General features: G+C 70.8%; 16 protein-coding genes. 6 read left to right on the top strand and 10 right to left on the bottom strand.

Annotated elements, in window-relative coordinates; genetic code table 11:
* Positions 1–42: 42 nt before the first annotated feature.
* Positions 43–2,571: a LuxR family transcriptional regulator gene (locus LPW41_RS08115; protein ID WP_230704553.1), complete on the top strand. Its 2,529-nt coding sequence runs from the start codon at positions 43–45 to the stop codon at positions 2,569–2,571.
* A gap of 203 nt (positions 2,572–2,774) precedes the next feature.
* On the opposite strand, the gene LPW41_RS08110 is transcribed toward LPW41_RS08115, so the two are convergent.
* Positions 2,775–4,097, bottom strand: coding sequence for a glycosyltransferase (locus LPW41_RS08110; RefSeq protein ID WP_230704552.1), 1,323 nt, complete (start codon positions 4,095–4,097; stop codon positions 2,775–2,777).
* A 375-nt stretch (positions 4,098–4,472) separates the two neighbouring features.
* On the opposite strand from LPW41_RS08110, the gene LPW41_RS08105 reads away from it, so the two are divergent.
* The 5 genes from LPW41_RS08105 (at position 4,473) to LPW41_RS08085 (ending at position 11,028) form a co-directional block, all read left to right on the top strand.
* The gene (locus tag LPW41_RS08105; protein WP_230704551.1) at positions 4,473–5,822 is read left to right on the top strand and encodes a nucleotide sugar dehydrogenase; all 1,350 of its coding nucleotides are present in this window, start codon (positions 4,473–4,475) and stop codon (positions 5,820–5,822) included.
* Positions 5,823–5,860: 38 nt separating this feature from the next.
* Positions 5,861–6,883, top strand: a complete 1,023-nt coding sequence (locus tag LPW41_RS08100) for an NAD(P)-dependent oxidoreductase (protein ID WP_144833196.1) — start codon at positions 5,861–5,863, stop codon at positions 6,881–6,883.
* Positions 6,883–8,691 carry a glutamine--fructose-6-phosphate transaminase (isomerizing) gene (glmS, locus tag LPW41_RS08095; protein WP_230704550.1) on the top strand — a complete coding sequence of 603 codons (1,809 nt, stop codon included), beginning with the start codon at positions 6,883–6,885 and terminating at the stop codon, positions 8,689–8,691. The genes LPW41_RS08100 and glmS overlap by 1 nt, the downstream gene beginning before the upstream one ends.
* 106 nt (positions 8,692–8,797) lie before the next feature.
* Positions 8,798–10,201, top strand: a complete 1,404-nt coding sequence (locus LPW41_RS08090; RefSeq protein WP_230704549.1) for a polysaccharide deacetylase family protein — start codon at positions 8,798–8,800, stop codon at positions 10,199–10,201.
* A complete protein-coding gene (locus LPW41_RS08085) occupies positions 10,198–11,028 on the top strand; it encodes a hypothetical protein (protein ID WP_230704548.1) in 831 nt (276 codons plus the stop codon). Before LPW41_RS08090 ends, LPW41_RS08085 begins: the two co-directional genes overlap by 4 nt.
* Before the next feature lie 101 nt (positions 11,029–11,129).
* On the opposite strand, the gene LPW41_RS08080 is transcribed toward LPW41_RS08085, so the two are convergent.
* The 9 genes from LPW41_RS08080 to uvrC all read right to left on the bottom strand — a co-directional run bounded on the left by LPW41_RS08080 (position 11,130) and on the right by uvrC (position 19,832).
* On the bottom strand, positions 11,130–11,483 hold the full coding sequence (locus tag LPW41_RS08080) for an RNA polymerase-binding protein RbpA (protein WP_144833188.1): 354 nt from the start codon (positions 11,481–11,483) through the stop codon (positions 11,130–11,132).
* A 1-nt stretch (position 11,484) separates the two neighbouring features.
* Positions 11,485–11,733, bottom strand: coding sequence for a preprotein translocase subunit SecG (gene secG / locus LPW41_RS08075; RefSeq protein WP_056232190.1), 249 nt, complete (start codon positions 11,731–11,733; stop codon positions 11,485–11,487).
* A 115-nt stretch (positions 11,734–11,848) separates the two neighbouring features.
* The gene (tpiA, locus tag LPW41_RS08070; protein WP_144833186.1) at positions 11,849–12,637 is read right to left on the bottom strand and encodes a triose-phosphate isomerase; all 789 of its coding nucleotides are present in this window, start codon (positions 12,635–12,637) and stop codon (positions 11,849–11,851) included.
* A complete protein-coding gene (gene pgk / locus LPW41_RS08065) occupies positions 12,628–13,842 on the bottom strand; it encodes a phosphoglycerate kinase (RefSeq protein WP_230704547.1) in 1,215 nt (404 codons plus the stop codon). The genes tpiA and pgk overlap by 10 nt, the downstream gene beginning before the upstream one ends.
* A gap of 6 nt (positions 13,843–13,848) precedes the next feature.
* On the bottom strand, positions 13,849–14,859 hold the full coding sequence (gene gap / locus LPW41_RS08060; RefSeq protein WP_094734144.1) for a type I glyceraldehyde-3-phosphate dehydrogenase: 1,011 nt from the start codon (positions 14,857–14,859) through the stop codon (positions 13,849–13,851).
* A 103-nt stretch (positions 14,860–14,962) separates the two neighbouring features.
* Positions 14,963–15,589, bottom strand: coding sequence for a superoxide dismutase (locus LPW41_RS08055; protein ID WP_144833183.1), 627 nt, complete (start codon positions 15,587–15,589; stop codon positions 14,963–14,965).
* A 387-nt stretch (positions 15,590–15,976) separates the two neighbouring features.
* A complete protein-coding gene (gene whiA / locus LPW41_RS08050; protein WP_230704546.1) occupies positions 15,977–16,954 on the bottom strand; it encodes a DNA-binding protein WhiA in 978 nt (325 codons plus the stop codon).
* A gap of 42 nt (positions 16,955–16,996) precedes the next feature.
* Positions 16,997–17,875, bottom strand: coding sequence for an RNase adapter RapZ (rapZ, locus tag LPW41_RS08045; protein WP_144833179.1), 879 nt, complete (start codon positions 17,873–17,875; stop codon positions 16,997–16,999).
* Positions 17,876–17,906: 31 nt separating this feature from the next.
* On the bottom strand, positions 17,907–19,832 hold the full coding sequence (uvrC, locus tag LPW41_RS08040) for an excinuclease ABC subunit UvrC (RefSeq protein WP_154096739.1): 1,926 nt from the start codon (positions 19,830–19,832) through the stop codon (positions 17,907–17,909).
* Positions 19,833–19,838: the final 6 nt, after the last annotated feature.

Genomic DNA, 19,838 nt, shown 5'->3' with positions numbered 1-19,838 from the left:
ATTCGGGTGGGGGGCATCCTGATTCGCGCGAGGAGCGTTCGGATGCCATTTGTTGGACGTGAGCGAGAAGTACGGGTCGCGTCGGACCTGGTCGGGTCGGGCAGTGGATCCGCGGGCCTGTTCGTCGGCGAGAGCGGGTCGGGCAAGACGGCCCTGGCTCGTGAGCTCGCCGCTCGACACGGGGCCGTGCTGGTCACCGTCAGCCCGAACGAGCGCATGTGGCCGCTGTCGGGCCTCACCGCGGTGGCCGCCGCCCTCGACGACGGACGCCGGGCGGCTGTCGACGGCGTGCTGGCGCGCGGTCGCGACTGGCCCGAGCACCTCATCGCCGAGGAAGTCAGCCGCACCCTGCACCTCGTGCGCGGCGGAGCGTGCGTCGTGGTGATCGACGACCTCGACGACATGGACAGCGCGAGCATCACGGTGCTGTCGTACGTGTTCGGGCGCCTCCGCGGCACCGGCGTGAGCGTGCTGGCCACGAGCGGGACCCTGGAGGAGCGCCACGACTTCGCGGGCATGATGCAGACGCGCATCCGTCGGCTGTCGTTCGACGAATCGGTGGATCTCGCCCGCTCCGCTCTCGGCGACGCCTCGGCACCCGCCGTGCTGCGCATCGTCGCCGAGCTGTCGGCGGGTGATCCGGGCGTGCTCGCGGGACTCCGCCTGAGCGCCGCGGAGGCGACCGGCGACGAGCCGCTGAACGTGCCGCTGCGCCTGCGCGATCAGGCCCCCAGCCGCCGCCAGCGGCGCGAGGTCCGGGCGTTGGATCCGCGGTGGGGCGAGCTTCTCGACCTGCTCGCGGTCGGACCGGTGTACGGCACCGATCGTCTGCGGCGCGCAGCGCGTGAGAGCGGCGCTGACGTCGACGACCTCGTGGAGGAGGGACTCGTCGTCGTCCGTGGCCAGCTCTCCCGCATCGCCGACCCGGCGCGCCGCCTGCGCCGCCACGCCGGCCTCGGAGCCGACGACCGGCGGCGCCTGCACGCGCGCGCAGCCGACGACCACGCGGGGGCGTACCCCGCCATCCGCGGGTGGCACGGCAGCTTCCTCGAGCCGCACGCCGACCGCGAGCCCCTCCTCGCGGGAGCCGTCCTGCTGGCCCACGAGGGCGAGGCGATGGCGGCCGTCGAGTTCGCCGAGCGGGCGCTGGCCGGTGACATCGACGAGGCCCTGCGTTCGAGGCGTCTCGTCGACCTCGGCGAGGCCCTCGTGTTCGGCGGGCACGACGAGCTCGGCCAGCACTACCTGCGCCGCGCCGGGGCGAGTTCAGACCCCGACACGCGCGCCCGCGGGGCGATGGCGCGGCTGCGCGCGCTCTCGGTGGTCGACCACGTCGTCGACGACAGCGTCCTGACGCACGTCGCACCCGGCGTCGGCGCCGAGGCCGCGGCATCCGAGAGACTCCTCTGCGAGAGCGCGGCCCTGCACCTGCACCGCGGAGAGGTGCACCTGGCCGCCGAGCGCATCTCGACCGCCGTGGAGATCGGCGTCGCCTCCACCCGCACGGCGCTGCTGGCGCACATGACGCGCGAGTTGGGCGGCCACTGCCCGGAGGTGTCCCCCGTGCACCTCATCGAGGCGGGCGAATCCCCCGCCGACGAGGCGATCCTCACCGCCGGCGTGCAGCTGCTGCGCGAGGATTACGCGTCGGCGCGACAGACGATCCGCGCCCAGCTCGACCGCCGGCCGCGGCTCGCTCCGCTGTGGCGCGAGCACCTCCTGCGTCAGCTGGTCACCGCCGAGGTGCGCGCCGGCGACCCGACCGCCGCGCGCGAGGCGGTCACGGCCTGGCAGCACGAATGGCTGCCCGGTCGTCGGCCCGACGCGGCGAGCACGCTCATCCTCGCCGCGGCGGCGCTCCTGGAGACTCCACCCTCGCGTACCGCCGAGCTCGTCCGCCAGGGACGCGAGCGTGCGCGTCGCGAGCGCGCGACGGCGCTGCTGCCGTGGTTCTGCGCCATCGACGGACTGCTCGCCCTCCGAGAGGGACGACCCGCGGATGCCGTCGACCAGCTCCGCACCGCGCAGGCGACGGCCCCCGACGCCGACCCCGCCGTCATGCGCATCGCCGCCGATCTCGTCGAGGCCCTGTGGCTCGCCGGACGCCGCGCCGAAGCCCTGCACGAACTCGACCGCCTCGAGCGGCTCGCCGCCGCCTCTCCCCGGCGGTGGACGCAGCTCGCGCTCGCCCGCGCCCGCGCCGTGTGCCGCTCGGCGCACGAGGGGGCCGCCGCGTTCTCCGAGGTCGCCGCCCTCTTCCGGCCCGACGACGCCCCCTTCGAGCGCGAGAACCTGCGTCTCGCGCGCCTGCGCTGCCTGCCCGACGACCCCACGGGCGCGATCCGCGCCCTCACCCCGGCGTCCGAGGGGTCGCTCGACACCGGCGCGCTCTCGCCGAACGAACAGGACATCGTCGCTCTCGTGGAGCGCGGCCTGCGCAATCGCGAGATCGCCGCAGCCCTGTACATCTCGCTGCGCACCGTCGAACTGCGCCTGACCGGGATCTACCGCAAGCTCGGGATCACCTCGCGCGTGCAGCTGATCGCGCACTTGCACGGCGCGGTGGGCTGAGCGGGAGGTTCTGCACCCTCGAGGTCACCTCGCGTGCACGCACGGGCGGTCGCGCGCGTGGACGGAGCGTCGGGCTGAGCGGGAGGTTCTGCACCCTCGAGGTCACCTCGCGTGCACGCACGGGCGGTCGCGCGCGTGGACGGAGCGTCGGGCTGAGCGCTGGCCCCCGCATGCGGGAATCACCGCACCTGCACGGCTCGGAATCACCTCGCGTGTGCAGCCGATCGCGCATCTGCGCGGAGCGCGAGCCGCGCCGTCGCCGCCGGGACCGCGGCGGGGCGTCGGTCGGGACTGCGCCAGCGACCGTCGGAAGGTCGCCCGAGCGCCGCGGTGAGCGCGCGCAGGCACAGGGCCGCGTCCCAGACCCGCATGAGCGGGTACAGCAGCATCGCCACGCGCGGCCGGGTTTCCGACACCAGGCAGACGAAGGCGCTCATCGTGAGGTCGACGAGCAGGAACCCCAGCAGGAGCGGGCCCACCGGCAGCACGGCGGCGACGTCGGCGGCCGTGGCGGCGACCTCCCCGCTGCCGAGCGCGCCCACCAGCGCCGCCGCGGTCGCGACGAGCAGCACCGGCAGCATGGCCACGAGCACGAGGCTCGACACCACCGTCTCGAGGGCGAAGAGACCGACCGAAGCCCAGAAGACCCCGCGGTGAGGACCGTGCCGGCGCACCGTCTGCCAGAAGCCGAGGCTCCACCGCCGCACCTGCGATGAATAGTCGCGCAGCACGTCGGGATCCTGGGTCTCGGCGATCGCGCACTCCGGGTGGAAGGCGATGCGTCCGAGCTTCTTGGCGTGCACCTCGAAGGTCATGTTGAAGTCCTCGATCGACAACCCGGGCGCGTCGATGTCGATGCGGTCGAGCACATCCGTGCGGTACAGGCTCGCGAAGCCGGGGACGATCGCCACGGCATCCGCCCCCTGCGCCGCCTGGCCGAACTTGTGCAGGTACTGCGTGCACACGTAGGTGCGCTCGCGGTACGCGGTGAGGAAGCGCCCCATGCGCGTGGCAGGGGCCTCCGTCGACGTCGTCGCCCGCCCCGCGACGGCCACGACGCCGTCGTCGGTGAACTGCGGCAGGGCCGTGCGCAGGTAGTCGGGGCGTGGGCGGGAGTCGGCGTCGAGCAGCAGCAGCAGGGCGAAGCGCTCGGCGATGCGGAAGTGCTTGAGTCCGGCGCGGATCGCCCCGGCCTTGCCGCGGTTGGGCCGCAAGTCCCACGCCACGGCCCCCGCGTCGCGCGCGCGGGCGACGGTGGCATCGCTCGAGCCGTCGGAGACGACGAACACGTGCCCCTCCGGCACCAGTCGACGGGCGGCGAGCACGGCGTCGGCGATGACGAGTTCCTCGTTGTGCGCGGCGATGAGCACGGCGACGTCGGCGGGGCGGTAGTACATCGACGGCGTCAGCAGGGTTGCCGCTGGCCGTCGTTCCGCGACGAGCCGGCAGAGCGCCGCGAGGCCCCAGACGAGCGTGGACACGCCCACCGTGCAGACGGCGACGAGCACGACGAGAGCGGAGGTCATGGCATCCCACCTCTTCGGGTCTTCGGGGCGAGGGTTTCGGGTCGCGGTTTCGGGTCGCGGGGCGGCGGCGGCATCCGGATCGCGTGTACGAGACGAGCGAGCGGATGCCGTGTCGAGCCCGACCGTACGCGAGCAGGGCCCCGCTGCGACCGCGTCGGCCCGCAGTCGCTGTTGCGGTATCCCGCATATCCGGTTGCGGTCCGCGGGACCCCGCATGATCGCCCCGGGTTCCTTGACCCGCCCGTGCCCGGCGCAGCACTGTGAACCGCGGATCAGCTCCGATACCACCTCGCCAGCTGACGCACCACCCGATTCGTCCGAGGGGGCGCCGCATTTCCCCCGCCGTCCTCTCGGACCCGCTGTTGGAGGATGAAGATGTCCACGATCGACGTCCGCGCTGACGAACTCGCCCCGTCTCAGCCGCGTACTCACGACACCGCCCCGCTCACCCCGCCCTCGCCGGCGTTCGACTTCGACGTCGCGATCGTGGGGCTCGGCTACGTCGGACTCCCGACGGCCCTGGCCTACCACGCCAGCGGCTCGCGGGTGCTGGCGCTCGACGTCTCGCCCCGCCGGCTGCGCACCATCGCCGCGCGCGGCGCCGACCTCATCGACACCGACCGCGAACGCCTCGACACGGCGCTACGGACGCCCGCGGCGTTCCGCCTCACCAGCGACACCGCCGAGCTCTCGCGGGCCGCCGCCATCATCGTGTGCGTACCGACTCCGGTCGACCACCAGCAGGTCCCCGACCTCGCCCCGCTGCGGGCGGCATGCGCCACCGTCGTCGCCGCCGCCCGCCCCGGTCAGCTCGTCATGCTCACCTCGACCACCTACGTCGGCTGCACGCACGACCTCGTCGAGGCTCCCCTGCGCGAGCGCGGGTTCGAGATCGGCCGCGACTTGTTCGTCACCTTCAGCGCCGAGCGCATCGACCCCGGCAACATCGGCTTTGCGCAAGAGGTCGTCCCCCGCGTCGTGGGCGGCGCCACCCCGCAGTGCGAGGAGGAGGGCGCGCGCCTGCTCGCCCGCTACGCCGCGCGGGTGCACCGGGTGTCGAGCCTGGCCACCGCCGAGATGACGAAGCTGCTCGAGAACACCTTCCGCGCCGTCAACATCGCCCTCGCCAACGAGTTCGCCGACATCTGCGGGGCCCTCGACGTGCCCGTCACCGAGGTGATCGAGGCCGCGAGCACCAAGCCCTACGGCTTCATGGCGTTCTACCCCGGTCCCGGGGTCGGCGGCCACTGCATCCCGTGCGATCCGCACTACCTGCTCTGGCAGCTCAAGGCGCTGCACGTCGACGCGGGGGTCATCACCGAGGCGATGACGCGCATCGCCGCGCGTCCGCGCCGGGTGGTCGACCGCATCCGAGACGTGCTCGGTCGCGCCGGCAAGGGCACGCTCGGCGCCCGCGTGCTCGTCGTCGGCGTCACCTACAAGCCCGACGTCGCCGACCTGCGCGAGTCCCCCGCCCTCGAGATCATCGACCACCTCATCGACGTCGGCGCCGAGGTGCAGTACGTCGACACGCACGCCCCGCACATCCACCTCGATTCCGGTCGCGAGCGCGACTCGCTGCCCGATCCGGCGGCGTTCCACCCCGACATCGTGCTCGTGCACACCCGCCACCACGACGCCGACCTGGCGTGGCTCGACGGCGACGCGGTCGTCGTCGACGGCACTTACCGCAGCTCCGACATCGCCGGGCGGGTGCTCCTGTGAGCGGCGTTCCGGTCTACCCCGCATCCGGAGGATCGCACATGAAGACACTCGTCACCGGCGGCGCCGGCTTCGTCGGCAGCCACCTCGTCGAACACCTGCTCGATCGCGGCGACGAGGTCGTCGTGCTCGACGACCTGTCCACTGGGTCGGCGCGCAACCTCGCGGGGGTGGCCCACGACCCGCGGCTCGAGATGATCCACGGCTCGATCCTCAACGCCAAGACCGTCGACACCGCCATCCGCGGCTGCGATCGCGTGTTCCACCTGGCCGCTGCGGTGGGCGTCAAGCTCATCGTCGAGCAGCCGTTGCGGGGCCTGCGCATCAACATCCACGGCACCGAGAACGTGCTGACCGCCGCGATCGAGCATCAGGCCTCGGTCCTTCTGGTGTCCACGAGCGAGGTCTACGGCAAGAACACCGCCGACCGACTGCGCGAGGACTCCGACCGCATCCTCGGCGACCCGCTGCTGTCGCGCTGGACCTATGCCGGAGCCAAGGGCATCGACGAGGCGTTCGCGAAGGCGTACTGCGACCAGGAGGGTCTCGACGTCGCGATCGTGCGCCTGTTCAACACCGTCGGTCCGCGCCAGACCGGGCGCTACGGCATGGTGCTGCCCAACCTCGTGGGCCAGGCGCTGCGCGGGCACCCGCTGACGGTGTTCGGCGACGGCCTGCAGACGCGGTGCTTCTCGGCCGTCGAAGACGTCGTCCCTGCGATGGTGCAGATCGAGCGCGACCCGCGGGCGCGTGGGCAGGCCTACAACCTCGGCGGGGCGCGCGAGATCTCGATCCTCGATCTGGCGCGCGAGATCATCGAGACCCTCGACAGTCGCAGCGAGATCGCGCTCGTGCCCTACGAGCAGGCCTACGCCGCCGGGTTCGAAGACATGCGCCGGCGGGTGCCCGACAACACCAAGGCCCACGACCTGGTGGGCTACGAGCCGCACACCTCCCTCACCTCGACGATCATGCGCGTCGCCGCCGATCTGCTCGCCCGCGAGAGGCTGGGGTCGGATGCCATGCCCCTGGCCGGCGCAGGGACGTTCCGGGGCGTGGTCTGATGTGCGGCATCACCGCGTACCGCGGCCCGTCCGCCGCCGCGTCGCGGGCGCGCGCCGCTCTCGAGCGGCTCGAGTATCGCGGCTACGACTCGGCCGGCGTCGCCGCACGTCACCCCGACGGGACCTGCGTGCACCTGCGCACGCTCGACGGCGTCGCGGCGCTCGCGGAGCCCGTGGGCGAGAGGGCGGCGGATGCCACGACCGCGGCGATCGGCCACACCCGCTGGGCCACGCACGGTGGGGTGACCGAGTCGAACGCCCATCCGATCGAGGACTGCGGCGGGCAGCTGTTCATCGTGCACAACGGCATCGTCGAGAACGCCGACGTGCTGCGGGCCCACCTGATCGCGGCGGGGCACCGCTTCGCCAGCGAGGTCGACAGCGAGGTCATCGTGCACCTCGTCGAGCAGGCCCACCGCCCGGGTGTCGGCCTCGGCGACGCGCTCGCCGACGCGGTCACGCGTCTCGAGGGAACGTGGGCCGTCGTCGCCCTCGACACCCGCACGGGCGCTCTGGCCGCGACCGCGCACGGCTCTCCCCTCGTGTTCGCCGAGGGCGACGAGGGGGCGTACTTCGCCAGCGACGTCGGGGCGATCACGCCGGTCGTGTCGGCCTTCCGCGTGCTCGAAGACGACGACGTCGTCGAGGTGTCGGCCGAGGGCATGCGGTGGCATCGCGCGGGCGGCAGCTGTCGTCCGCGGGGCCTCTGGCCCGTGCCGAAGACGGCCCTGCTGTCGACCAAGGGGCGTCACCGCGACCACATGGGCAACGAGATCGACGAGCAGCCGCTGGTCGCCCAGCGCGTGGTCGACGCCCTCGCCCCCGCGATCACCGACGGACTGCTGTGGCGCGGGCTCGGCCTGCCGCCCCTCGACGAGATCGACCGCGTCGCCATCATCGGCTGCGGCACCTCGCTGCACGCGGGGCGCGCGATCGCGGGCGTCTTCTCGCGCGTCGGCGGTCTGCCCACGCGCGCCCTCGTCGCCAGCGAAGCCGCGCACGGGGTGTGGGAGCCCCGCACGCTGGTGATCGCCATCAGTCAGTCCGGAGAGACCGCCGACGTGCTGCGGGCCCTGCAGGGGCTTCCTGCCGAGCACGGCACGGTGCTGGCCCTCACCAACAACCCCTCGTCGTCCCTGGCCCGGCGCGCCGACGCCGTGATCGACTGCCTCGCCGGTCCCGAGATCGGGGTCGCGGCGACGAAGACCTTCGTCGCGCAGGTGCTCACGGGTGTCTGCGTCGCGCTGTCGGGGCTGACCGTCTCGCATCGGGCGGATGCCACCCTGCTCGACGCCGACGTCCGTGCCCTCACCGCGACCCCCGAGGCGCTGTCGACGGCGCGCGACACGTGGCGGGGCCCTGCCGCGACCCTCGCGGCCGAGTTCGCCCGGGCGTCGGGCTTCCTCTTCCTCGGCCGCGGCGCCGGACTCGTCTACGCCGCGGAGGGCGCGCTCAAGCTGAAGGAACTGTCGTACCGCTGGGCCGAGCACCAGCCGGCGGGTGAGCTCAAGCACGGGCCGTTGGCCCTGGTGGATGCCGGCACTCCGGTGTTCGTCGTCGACGACGGCGACCCGCGCCTCGAGGTCGACATCGCCGAGGTGACCGCACGGGGGGGCCGCGTCATCCGGCTCGGTGAACGCATCCTCCGCGTGGGCGGACTCCCCCTCCACCTCCCCCGCACCGGGCCGTCGTGGGGGCCGCTCGAGACCGTCGTGCCCCTGCAGATGTTCGCCCGAGAGCTCGCCCTGCGCCTGCATCGCGACGTCGACAAGCCCCGCAACCTGGCCAAGTCGGTGACGGTGTCCTGAGCTTTCCTCCCCCCACCTCGCCCCGCACGAAAGGCAGTCCTCCATGACCCGACGAGACCTCCGTATCGCCAGGCGGCGCCCACCCACGTCTCCACGCCGACCGTGGGTGCGCGCCCTCGCGGTGCTCGCGACCCTCGGGGTGGCGGTGGCGGGCTCCGTCGCGCTCGCCCCCGCCCCCGCCGAGGCGGCCACCCGCACCGTCGTCAGCCTCACGTTCGACGACGGCAACGCCGATCAGCTGAAAGCGCTGCCCGCGCTCCAGGCCAACGGCATGAAGGCGACCTTCTACATCCCCTCCGGCTACATCGGCGCGTCGACCTACATGACCCGCACCGACCTGACGAACCTCAAGAACGCCGGCATGGAGATCGGCGGGCACACCGTCAACCACGCCGATCTGACCGCGGTCAGCCTCGACGAGGCCACGCGCCAGATCTGCCAGGATCGCAAGAACCTCACCTCGTGGGGCTTCAACGTCCGCAGTTTCGCCTATCCCTTCGCCGACGCGAACGCCGACGTCGAGAAGGCCGTCGCGGCGTGCGGATACAACAGCGGCCGCCTGCTGGGCGACATCAAGAGCCGCTTCGGCTGCTCCGACTGCGGGTACGCCGAGAGCATCCCGCCCGCCGATCCCTACGCCCTCGCCGCTCTCGACCAGGTCGACTCGACGTGGACGCTCGCCGACCTGCAACAGGGCGTGACGAACGCCGAGAAGAACGGCGGCGGATGGGTGCAGTACACGTTCCATCACGTCTGCGACGACGCGTGCGACGATCTGGCGATCTCCACCTCGGTGTTCAGCCAGTTCCTGTCGTGGCTCAAGACCCGGCAGGCGGCGGGCACCGTCGTCAAGACCATCGGCAGCGTCGTCGGAGGCACCACGAAGCCCGTCGTGAACGGCCCCTCCGTGCCGGCGGCGACCGGATCGACCAACGGCATCGTCAACCCGAGCATGGAGACCGGCGCCCCCGACTGCTGGATGCGCGGGGGCTACGGCAGCAACACCGCCGACTTCAGCACCGGCTCCCCCGCGCACACGGGCAACATCGCCAGCGGGATCACGATGAGCGACTACGTCGACGGCGACGCGAAACTCCTGCCGCAGTTCGATCTCGGCCAGTGTTCGCCGACGGTGACACCGGGGCGCACCTACGCGCTGCGCGAGTGGTATCAAGCCAGCGGACCGACGCAGTTCGCGGTCTATCTGCGTTCGACGACGGGCACGTGGTCGTACTGGACCTCGAGCCCCTGGTTCGCCTCGGCGACGGCGTGGACCGAGGCCGACTGGACGACCGCGGCGATCCCCGCCGGCTACAACGGCATCAGCTTCGCCCTGAACATCTTCGGCAACGGAACGCTGCGCACCGACGACCTCGGTCTGTACGACAGCGCGAGTGCTCCGCCGGTGACCGCCCTGACGAAGACCGCTCCGCTCGCGAAGACCACTCCGGGCACCCCGCAGGGCCCGATCGAGACCGTGCACCCGACCGAGAGCGACCTCAGCGGATGACGCGACCCCCTCGCCGGACGGCGGCGATCACCCCCGCGGTGGTCGCCGCCGTCGGCGGGGTGGGACGACGATCCCGGATGCCGCGCCGGCACCGCCCCGCCACGGCGGTCGCCCTGGCGGTGCTCGCCGTCGTCGGCGTGACGGCGTGCGCCCCCGCGCAGCCCGACCGTCCGCAGACGGGATACCCCTGGCACACCGACATCGTCTCGACGACGTTCTGGGTAGGTGAGGTCTTCGACCCGAACGCCTCCGATGGCAGCCAGCGCATCTCGACCTACGACTCCGACTGGCTGGGGTCGTACGGCGGATGCGACGGCGTCGTCGACGGTGACTCGTGCCGCACCGAGGCCCGCACCGCGGCCGACGACTACTTCCCCACGCGCATGACACCGCGCGAGAACCCGTTCTACCTCGACCTGCCCTTCGACGACGTCAACGACGACGAGGGCTTCGCGACCCGGGGAGAGGTGGTCCCGTGGGCGGACAGCGGGCAGTACGCGGCCATCGCCGACGATCCGACGCAGAGCCTGATGAAGAATCGCTGGGTGGTCCTGCGCAAGGGCGACCGCACCTGCTACGGCCAGATCGAAGACGCCGGCCCCGGCGAGTACCGAGACGCCGCCTACGTCTTCGGCGCCGACGACCGGCGCCCCGCGAACGCCCGCTACAACGGCGCGGGCCTCGACGTGTCGCCCGCTCTGAACGGCTGCCTCGGCTTCGCGGAGCTCGACGGCGACGACGACACGGTCGACTGGGCCTTCGTCGACGACGCCGACGTGCCCGACGGACCGTGGACCAGGATCGTCACGGATTCCCCCGTCCGCTGAGCGGATGCCGTGCACGACGGCGTCTGCTCGCCGGACGCCGAGAAAGCAGAAGGGCCGGATGCCATGGCATCCGGCCCTTCTGTGAGATCAGGCGCGTCGGGTCACTGTCCGCGACGGTCGCGCAGTTGCTGCAGCGCGTCGTCGAGGAGCGAGGCCGCCTCTTCGTCGGAGCGGCGCTCCTTCACGTACGCGAGGTGCGTCTTGTAGGGCTCCGCCTTGGCGAGCGCCGGCGGGTTGGCCTTGTCGCGCCCGGCGGGAAGGCCGGAGTGCGGGGAGTCGATCGTCTCGGGGATCTCATCGTCGGGAATGCCGGCGGCGAAGTAGCGCACCGTCTCGTTGCCGAGGGCGTCCCAGTACGACACGGCCACGCGATCCGCGTGGAAGCCGTGATCCTGCTCGCCCATGGGGCCCGCGCCGACGCGCGAGCCACGGATGGCATTGCCGCCAGTGGCCATGTCAGATCTCCGCGAATTTGGTGAGGAGACCGAGACCGACGATGGTGACGAACCACACCAGCGCCAGCACGATCGTGAATCGGTTGAGGTTGCGTTCAGCCAGGCCCGACGAACCGAGGGCGGAGCTCATGCCGCCGCCGAACATGTCGGACAGACCGCCGCCGCGACCCTTGTGAAGCAGGATGAGCAGGGTCAGCAGGAGGCTGGTGATGCCCAGGAGCACCTGCAGGACGAACTCGAGAATCTGCACTGTCGAAAGCCTTTCGCGAGCGGCCAGTCGACCGCACAAGCGTCAAGTATACGGGGACGCGTCTCAAACGCACGGATGCCCGCGGCGGTGAGCCGCGGGCACCCGGGAGAAGGCGTCAGACGCCGACGTGCTTCTGGAAGCGGATGATCGCCGCGAACTCGTCGACGACGAGGCTCGCGCCACCCACCAGGGCACCGTCGACATCGGGCTCGCGCATGAAGCCGGCGATGTTGCCCGACTTCACCGATCCGCCGTAGAGCACGCGGGTGCGCGCTGCGGCATCCGCACCGAGCTTGTCGGCGACGACCGCGCGGAGCTTCGCGCAGACCTCCTGGGCCTGATCGGGCGTCGCGGCCTGACCCGAGCCGATGGCCCAGACCGGCTCGTACGCCACGACGATGTCGGCGTCGGAGGACACGCCCTCGAGAGCGACCTCGAGCTGACCTACGGGAACGGCGCTCGCGCCGAACTTCTCGAGGTCTTCCGAGGTCTCACCGACGCAGATCACCGGGACGAGACCGTGGCGGAGGGCCGCCTGGGTCTTCGCCGCGATGACGTCGTCGGTCTCGTGGTGAAACTGGCGACGCTCGGAGTGCCCGATGATCACGTACTTCGCGTCGAGCTTGGCCAGGAACTGGCCGGAGATCTCACCGGTGTACGCGCCGGAGTCGTGGGCCGAGAGGTCCTGACCGCCGAGGGCGAACTCGATCTTGTCGGCGTCGAGCAGCGTCTGCACGGTGCGCAGGTCCGTGTAGGGCGGGAACACCGCGACCTCGACACTGCCGTTCTCGTGCTTGGCTTCCTTCAGCGTCCAATGCAGCTTCTGGACGAACGCGACCGCCTGCAGGTGGTCGAGGTTCATCTTCCAGTTGCCGGCGATGAGGGGGGTTCTGGTCACTGCCATCCGAGGACCTCCAGTCCGGGGAGCTTCTTACCTTCGAGGAACTCCAGGCTGGCGCCGCCACCCGTGGAGATGTGACCGAACGCCTCGTCGGCGAAGCCGAGCTGACGCACGGCCGCCGCGGAGTCTCCGCCGCCGACGACGCTGAGGCCGTCGACCTCGGTGAGCGCCTGGGCGACGGTCTTGGTGCCGGCTTCGAACGCCTTCATCTCGAACACACCCATCGGGCCGTTCCAGAAGACGGTCCGCGAGCCGCGCACGGCCTCGGCGAAGATCTCCGCCGTGCGGGGTCCGATGTCGAGGCCGAGACCGGACGCACCGAAAGCGGTGTCTTCGAGGGCGTCCGCGTCGGCGACCACGTGGTCGGCGTCCGCCGAGAACGAGGCTGCGACGACGGCGTCCACCGGCAGCACGATCTCGACGCCGCGCTCCTTCGCCGAAGCGATGTAGCTCTTCACGGTGTCGATCTGGTCCTGCTCGAGCAGGCTCGCGCCGACCTTGTGCCCTTCGGCGACGAGGAAAGTGAACATCATGCCGCCACCGACGAGGAGCTTGTCCACGCGCGGCAGCAGGTGCTCGATGACGCCCAGCTTGTCGCTGACCTTCGAGCCGCCGAGAACGACCGTGTAGGGGCGCTCGGGGTTCTCGGTGAGACGGTCGAGGACCTCGAGTTCCTTCTGGATGAGAAGACCGGCGGCCGAGGGCACGAGCTGGGCGAGGTCGTAGACGCTCGCCTGCTTGCGGTGCACGACACCGAAGCCGTCCGACACGAGGGCGTCGCCGAGACCGGCGAGCTCACGGGCGAAGGCCTGACGCTCGGACTCGTCCTTCGAGGTCTCCCCCGCGTTGAAGCGGAGGTTCTCGATGACGGCGACCTCACCGTTCTCGAGCGAGGCGACGGCATCCCGAGCCGACTCGCCCACCGTGTCGCGCGCGAACGCGACAGGCTGGCCGAGAAGCTCGGACAGGCGCTGCGCGACCGGCTCGAGGGAGTACTTCGGGTCGGGGGCCCCGTCGGGGCGGCCCAGGTGCGAGCACACGATCACACGCGCGCCGGCGTTGATCAGTGCGTTGAGGGTCGGCAGCGACGCGCGCACGCGGCCATCGTCCGTGATGATCCCGTCCTTGAGAGGAACGTTGAGATCACAACGGACGATGACGCGCGTGCCGGCCAGCGACCCCAGCGAATCGAGGGTGCGCAGAGCCATGGAGGGTCAGAGACGCTCGGCGACGTACTCGGTCAGGTCGACGAGACGGTTCGAGTAGCCCCACTCGTTGTCGTACCACGACGAGACCTTGACGAGGTTGCCGCTGACGTTGGTCAGCTCGGCGTCGAAGATCGACGAGTGCGGGTTGCCCTGGATGTCGCTCGAGACGATCGGGTCTTCGGTGTACTGCAGGATGCCGTTGAGGCGACCCTCGGCAGCGGCCTTCTTGTAGACCTCGTTGACCTGGTCGACGGTCAGACCCTCGGTGGGCGTGACGATCGTGAGGTCGACGATCGAGCCGGTGGGAACCGGAACGCGGTACGACGAGCCGCTGAGCTTGCCGTTGAGCTCGGGCAGCACCAGGCCGATGGCCTTGGCGGCACCGGTCGAGGCGGGGACGATGTTGATCGCCGCACCGCGCGCGCGACGGAGGTCGCTGTGCGGGCCGTCCTGCAGGTTCTGGTCGGCGGTGTAGGCGTGAGCGGTCATCATGAAGCCGCGCTCGATGCCGAAGGCCTCGTTGAACACCTGGGCGAGGGGCGCCAGGCAGTTCGTGGTGCACGACGCGTTCGAGATGATGACGTCGGTCTCGGGGTTGTAGGTCTCTTCGTTGACGCCCATGACGATGGTCGCGTCGTCGCCCGTGGCGGGAGCCGAGATGAGGACCTTCTTGGCACCACCGGTGATGTGCTTCTTGGCGTCTTCGGCCTTGGTGAAGCGACCGGTCGACTCGATGACGATGTCGACGCCCAGCTCGCCCCAGGGGAGGTTGGCGGGGTCGCGCTCTTCGAAGACCTTGATGGTCTTGTCGCCGACCGTGATGGAGTCAGCGGTGTACGAGACGTCCTCGGTCAGCACGCCGCCGACGGAGTCGTACTTGAGGAGGTGCGCCAGCGACTTGTTGTCGGTGAGGTCGTTCACCGCCACGATTTCGAGGTCGGCACCCTGCGCGAGAGCCGCGCGGAGGTAGTTGCGTCCGATACGGCCGAAGCCGTTGATTCCGATCTTGACGGTCACGGAATATCTCCTGAATCAGTTGTGCGCGAGAAGCGCGTGATTGCGGTGTTCGCTGGCGGACAACGGCGTCCCGGTGGGGTGCCCCACCGGGACGCCGCACCGTTTACGACAGTACCAGCAGACCCGCGGTCTTCTCTCGGGCGGCCGCGAAGCGGTCCTGGGCGTCGGCCCAGTTGGCGATGTTCCAGAACGCCTTCACGTAGTCGGCGCGCACGTTCTTGTAGTCGAGGTAGTACGCGTGCTCCCAGACGTCGAGCAGGAGGATCGGCACGGTGCCCGCGACGATCTGGCCCTGCTGGTCGAAGAACTGCTGGATGACGAGGTTCTCGCCGATCGAGTCCCAGAACAGACCCGCCCAGCCCGAACCCTGCACGCCGAGGGCGGCGGCGGTGAACTGCGCGCGGAACGCGTCGAACGAACCGAACTGGTCGTCGATGGCCGACTCGAGGTCGCCGGTGGGCTTGTCGCCACCGTTGGGCGAGAGGTTTGTCCAGAAGATCGAGTGGTTCGTGTGGCCGCCGAGGTTGAACGCGAGGTCCTTCTGCAGGCGGTTGATGTTGGCGAAATCGTTCTTCTCGCGCGCTTCGGCGAGAAGGTCGAGAGTGGTGTTGGCGCCGTTGACGTAGGTCTGGTGGTGCTTGCTGTGATGCAGCTCCATGATCGTCGCGCTGATGTGCGGCTCCAGCGCCGAGTAGTCGTAGGGCAGTTCGGGCAGCGTGTACTTCGCCATGTTCTCTACTTCCGAATCGGGCGCTGCCCCAGACCTCTGTATCGAGACGACTTGCCGAGACGACGTGCCGAGACGACGGTCGAGGAATCGAGCAGCGAGGGTGACGTCTTCATCCTATTGAGGGTCAACGCCGCACCCCCAGGGTTGCTTCCCCGAATGACGGAGAGTAGACGGCCCGGGCGCGTCGCGAAGGGCTGGCCGGAGGTCGCGAGACCCTGACGACGGCAGGACCATCGGGGGCGGATGCCGCGGAACCGGTGTCAGCGCGAACGCGCGGATGCCGTGAGCTCACGGCATCCGGGGAGATCTTCTCTCCGTCGTCGGCGCCGACGGGCACGGCGGCCTCGGTGCCCGGGATCCCGTCGACTTCGGCAGGTCTGATCCGGGTCAGTCGTCGGCGCCGACGGGCACGGCGGCCTCGGTGCCCGGGACCCCGTCGACTTCGGCCTTCTTGTCGGCCATCGCGAGCAGGCGGCGGATGCGACCGGCGACGGCGTCCTTCGTGAGGGGCGGGTCGGCGTGGTGGCCGAGCTCGTCGAGGCTCGCATCGCGGTGGGCGAGGCGCAGCTCGCCCGCCTGCTGCAGGTGCGGGGGAACCTCGTCGCCCAGGATCTCGAGCGCGCGTTCGACGCGGGCGCACGCGGCGACGGCCGCCTGGGCGGAACGCCGCAGATTCGCGTCGTCGAAGTTCACGAGGCGGTTGACCCCCGCGCGGACCTCGCGGCGCTGGCGCATCTGGTCCCACTCCCCCGCGGTGCGACGCGCGCCCATCTCGTAGAGCGCGCCGCGGATCGCCTCGCCGTCGCGCACGACGACGCGCGGCACTCCGCGCACCTCGCGGGCCTTGGCCGGGATACCGATGCGGTGCCCGGCGCCGACGAGGGCCATCGCGGCCTCCGACGAGGGGCACGAGATCTCGAGAGCTGCGGAGCGGCCCGGGTCGCTGAGGGTTCCGGCGGCCAGGAACGCGCCGCGCCAGATCGCGCTCAGATCGGAACGCGAGCCGGTCGTGAGCTTGTTCGGCAGGCCGCGCACGGGGCGACGGCGCTGGTCGAGAAGACCCGTCTGGCGCGCGAGGGTTTCGCCGGCTTCGATGACCCGCACCGCGAACAGCCCGCCCGTGCGTCCGCCGGAGCCCTGCACGTGATGCAGCTCGGGGCGCACGCCGTAGAGCTCCATGAGGTCGCGGGCGACACGGCGCGCGAGCACGTCGGAGTCGAGTTCGGCCTCCACGGCGACGCGGTTGGCGATGGAGTGCAGACCCCCGGAGAAGCGCAGGAGGGCCGTGAGCTCGGCGACGCGCGCGGTCGGGCGCGGGTCACGGACGGTGATGAGCTCGGCCTTCACGTCGGCGGTCAGGGGCACGGTTCTCCTCGGGTGGGGGGGCGGCGGGGACGACGTTACAGCCTACTCGCGACCGAGGTCGCGGTGAGCCACCCGCACGGCCACCCCGGGCACATCGGCCAGACGTGCAGCGAGCTCGCGCGCCATCACCACCGATCTGTGCTTACCCCCCGTGCAGCCCACGGCCACCACGGAATGACGCTTGTTCTCGCGTTGATATCCCTCGAGCACGGGGCGCAGCGCCGCCGCGTACGACCCCAGGAACTCCTCGGCGCCCTGCTGGCCCAGCACATATTCCCGCACGCGGGGATCCTCACCGGTGAGCGGGCGCAGCTCGTCGTTCCAGAACGGGTTCGGCAGGAATCGCATGTCGGCGACCAGGTCGACGTCGGGCGGCAACCCGTACTTGAACCCGAAGCTCATGAGGGTGACGGTGTGACGCGCCGCGCCCTCTTCGCCGAACAGCTCGACGGTGCGCAGCGACAGCTGGTGCACGTTGAGGGCCGAGGTGTCGATGACCACGTCGGCGGCCTCGCGCACCGGGGCCAGACGCTCGCGCTCGCGCCGGATGCCGTCGAGGATCGTGCCGTCGTGCTGCAGGGGGTGCGGGCGGCGGACCGCCTCGAAGCGCCGCACGAGCACGGCGTCGGAGGCGTCGAGGAACACCACGCGCACCTGCCGACCGGCCTGTAGGGTGCGCATCGCCTCGGGGAGGTCGCCGAACAGCGTGCGCCCGCGCACGTCGACGACCACGGCCACGCGGGGCACGGCACCGCCGGCGAGTTCGGTGAGCTCGAGCAGGGGCCGCAGCATGCGCGGGGGCAGATTGTCGACCACATACCAGTCGAGGTCTTCGAGCGAGTTCGCGACGGTCGATCGCCCGGCGCCCGACATGCCCGTGACGATCAGCACCTCACCTGGCTCGTCTCGTGCCGGTTCCATGGGTGACCGCCTCCCGTCGTGTCGTTCCAGCCTACCGAGCCAGATGGGTGTGGATGTTCTCGGCGAGGGTCGGTCCGATGCCCGGGAGCTCCATGATCTCGTCGGGTGTGGCGTTCTTCAGCGCCGACACCGAGCCGAAATGCCGCAGCAGCGCCTTGATCCGCGAGTCGCCCAGGCCGGGGACCTCGGCGAGGACGCTCGTGATGTCGCGCTTGCGGCGCTTGCGCTGATGCACGATCGCGAAGCGGTGGGCCTCGTCGCGCAGGCGCTGCAGCAGGTACAGGGCCTCGGAGGTGCGCGGCAGGATCACGGGGTACTCCTCCCCCGGCAGCCAGACCTCTTCGAGGCGCTTCGCGATGCCGCACAGCGCGATCTCCTCGTGACCGGCGTCGGCGAGGGCGCGGGCGGCCGCGGCGACCTGCGGCTGACCGCCGTCGACCACGAGCAGCTGCGGGCGATAGGCGAAGCGCGGGCGCTTGCGCGCCGTGACGACCTCGCCGTCGGCCGTCGCCTCCGCCGAGTCGGGGGCGGTGACGATCGCTCCGCCCATCGTCTCGGGCTCGATCTCGTCGGGCCTGTCGAGGTAGGCGAGGCGCCGCGTGAGCACCTGGTACATCGAGTCGGTGTCGTCCGTGGTCTCGGCGACCCCGAACGAGCGGTACTGGTCTTTGCGCGGGAGCCCGTCTTCGAAGACGACCATGGATGCCACGACGTTGGTGCCCGCGAGGTGCGAGATGTCGAAGCACTCGATGCGCAGGGGCGCCTCGGTCATGCCGAGGGCCTCCTGCAGGTCGGTCAAGGCCTGCGACCGCGCCACGTAGTCGCTCGTGCGGCGGGTCTTGTGCAGCATGAGGGCCTGCTGGGCGTTGAGCGTCGCGGTCTTCAGCAGGTCGGCCTTGCGTCCGCGCTGGGCCACCTGCAGCGTCACGGGCCGGCCGCGACGCTCGCGCAGCCAGTCCTCGAGCTGTTCGGCGTCGTCGGGCAGCTCGGGAACGAGCACCTGACGCGGGATGTCGGTGGCATCCGCGTCGCCGTAGGTGCGCTGCAGCACCTGATCGACGAGCTCGGCGCCGGAGATGTCGATCTCCTTCTCGATCGTCGTCGCCCGCACACCGCGCACGCGCCCGCCGCGCACGACGAAGTGCTGGACGGTCGCGGCGAGCTCGTCCTCCGCGATGCCGAAGAGGTCGGCATCCGTGTCGGAGGCCAGCACGAGGGCGCTCTTGCCGAGCACCGCGTCGATGGCCTGCAGGCGGTCGCGGTAGTGCGCGGCCGACTCGTAGTCCATCGCCGCCGAGGCCTCTTTCATGCGGGCCGTGAGCTCGCGTGCGAAGCGCTGGTCGCCGCCCGACATGAACGAGACGAAGTCATTGACGATCGCGCGGTGCTCCTCGATCGTCACCTTCATCGAGCAGGGGCCGCCGCAGCGACCGATCTGGCCCGGGAAACACGGTCGTCCGGATGCCATCGCCTTCTTGTACGACGAGTCGCTGCACGTGCGGATCGGGAAGACCTTGATCATCAGGTCGATGGTGTCGTGGACCGCCCAGACCTTGGGGTACGGCCCGAAGTACTTCGCCCCCCGGATCTTCGGGTTGCGCGTGACGATGACCCGCGGCGCCTCGTCGGCGAGGGTGATCGCCATGAAGGGGTACGACTTGTCGTCTTTGTAGCGGACGTTGAAGGGCGGATCGAACTCCTTGATCCACATGTACTCCAGCTGCAGCGAGTCGATGTCGCTCGGCACGACCGTCCACTCCACGCTCGCGGCCGTCGTGACCATGCGGCGCGTGCGCTCGTGCAGCGAGTGCAGCGGAGCGAAGTAGTTCGACAGGCGTGCGCGCAGGTTCTTCGCCTTGCCGACGTACAGCACGCGCCCGTCGGCGTCACGAAACCGGTAGACCCCCGGGTTGGTGGGGATCTCTCCGGCCTTCGGTCGATACGAAAGCTGCGACATCCGTTC

Origin of the sequence: Microbacterium sp. JC 701 (assembly GCF_021026215.1) — a bacterium.
Taxonomy (GTDB): Bacteria; Actinomycetota; Actinomycetes; order Actinomycetales; family Microbacteriaceae; genus Microbacterium; species Microbacterium algihabitans.
Note: the sequence above shows the minus strand (reverse complement) of the source record. Positions and strands in the feature narration are given on the sequence as shown.

What these genes read in the sequence shown, in the direction of transcription:
- LPW41_RS08115 (WP_230704553.1), top strand. Translation starts at nt 43, where the DNA reads ATGCCATTTGTTGGACGTGAGCGAGAAGTACGGGTCGCGTCGGACCTG.
- LPW41_RS08110 (WP_230704552.1), bottom strand. Translation starts at nt 4,097, where the DNA reads ATGACCTCCGCTCTCGTCGTGCTCGTCGCCGTCTGCACGGTGGGCGTG.
- LPW41_RS08105 (WP_230704551.1), top strand. Translation starts at nt 4,473, where the DNA reads ATGTCCACGATCGACGTCCGCGCTGACGAACTCGCCCCGTCTCAGCCG.
- LPW41_RS08100 (WP_144833196.1), top strand. Translation starts at nt 5,861, where the DNA reads ATGAAGACACTCGTCACCGGCGGCGCCGGCTTCGTCGGCAGCCACCTC.
- glmS (WP_230704550.1), top strand. Translation starts at nt 6,883, where the DNA reads ATGTGCGGCATCACCGCGTACCGCGGCCCGTCCGCCGCCGCGTCGCGG.
- LPW41_RS08085 (WP_230704548.1), top strand. Translation starts at nt 10,198, where the DNA reads ATGACGCGACCCCCTCGCCGGACGGCGGCGATCACCCCCGCGGTGGTC.
- LPW41_RS08080 (WP_144833188.1), bottom strand. Translation starts at nt 11,483, where the DNA reads ATGGCCACTGGCGGCAATGCCATCCGTGGCTCGCGCGTCGGCGCGGGC.
- tpiA (WP_144833186.1), bottom strand. Translation starts at nt 12,637, where the DNA reads ATGGCAGTGACCAGAACCCCCCTCATCGCCGGCAACTGGAAGATGAAC.
- pgk (WP_230704547.1), bottom strand. Translation starts at nt 13,842, where the DNA reads ATGGCTCTGCGCACCCTCGATTCGCTGGGGTCGCTGGCCGGCACGCGC.
- LPW41_RS08055 (WP_144833183.1), bottom strand. Translation starts at nt 15,589, where the DNA reads ATGGCGAAGTACACGCTGCCCGAACTGCCCTACGACTACTCGGCGCTG.
- rapZ (WP_144833179.1), bottom strand. Translation starts at nt 17,875, where the DNA reads ATGGAACCGGCACGAGACGAGCCAGGTGAGGTGCTGATCGTCACGGGC.
- uvrC (WP_154096739.1), bottom strand. Translation starts at nt 19,832, where the DNA reads ATGTCGCAGCTTTCGTATCGACCGAAGGCCGGAGAGATCCCCACCAAC.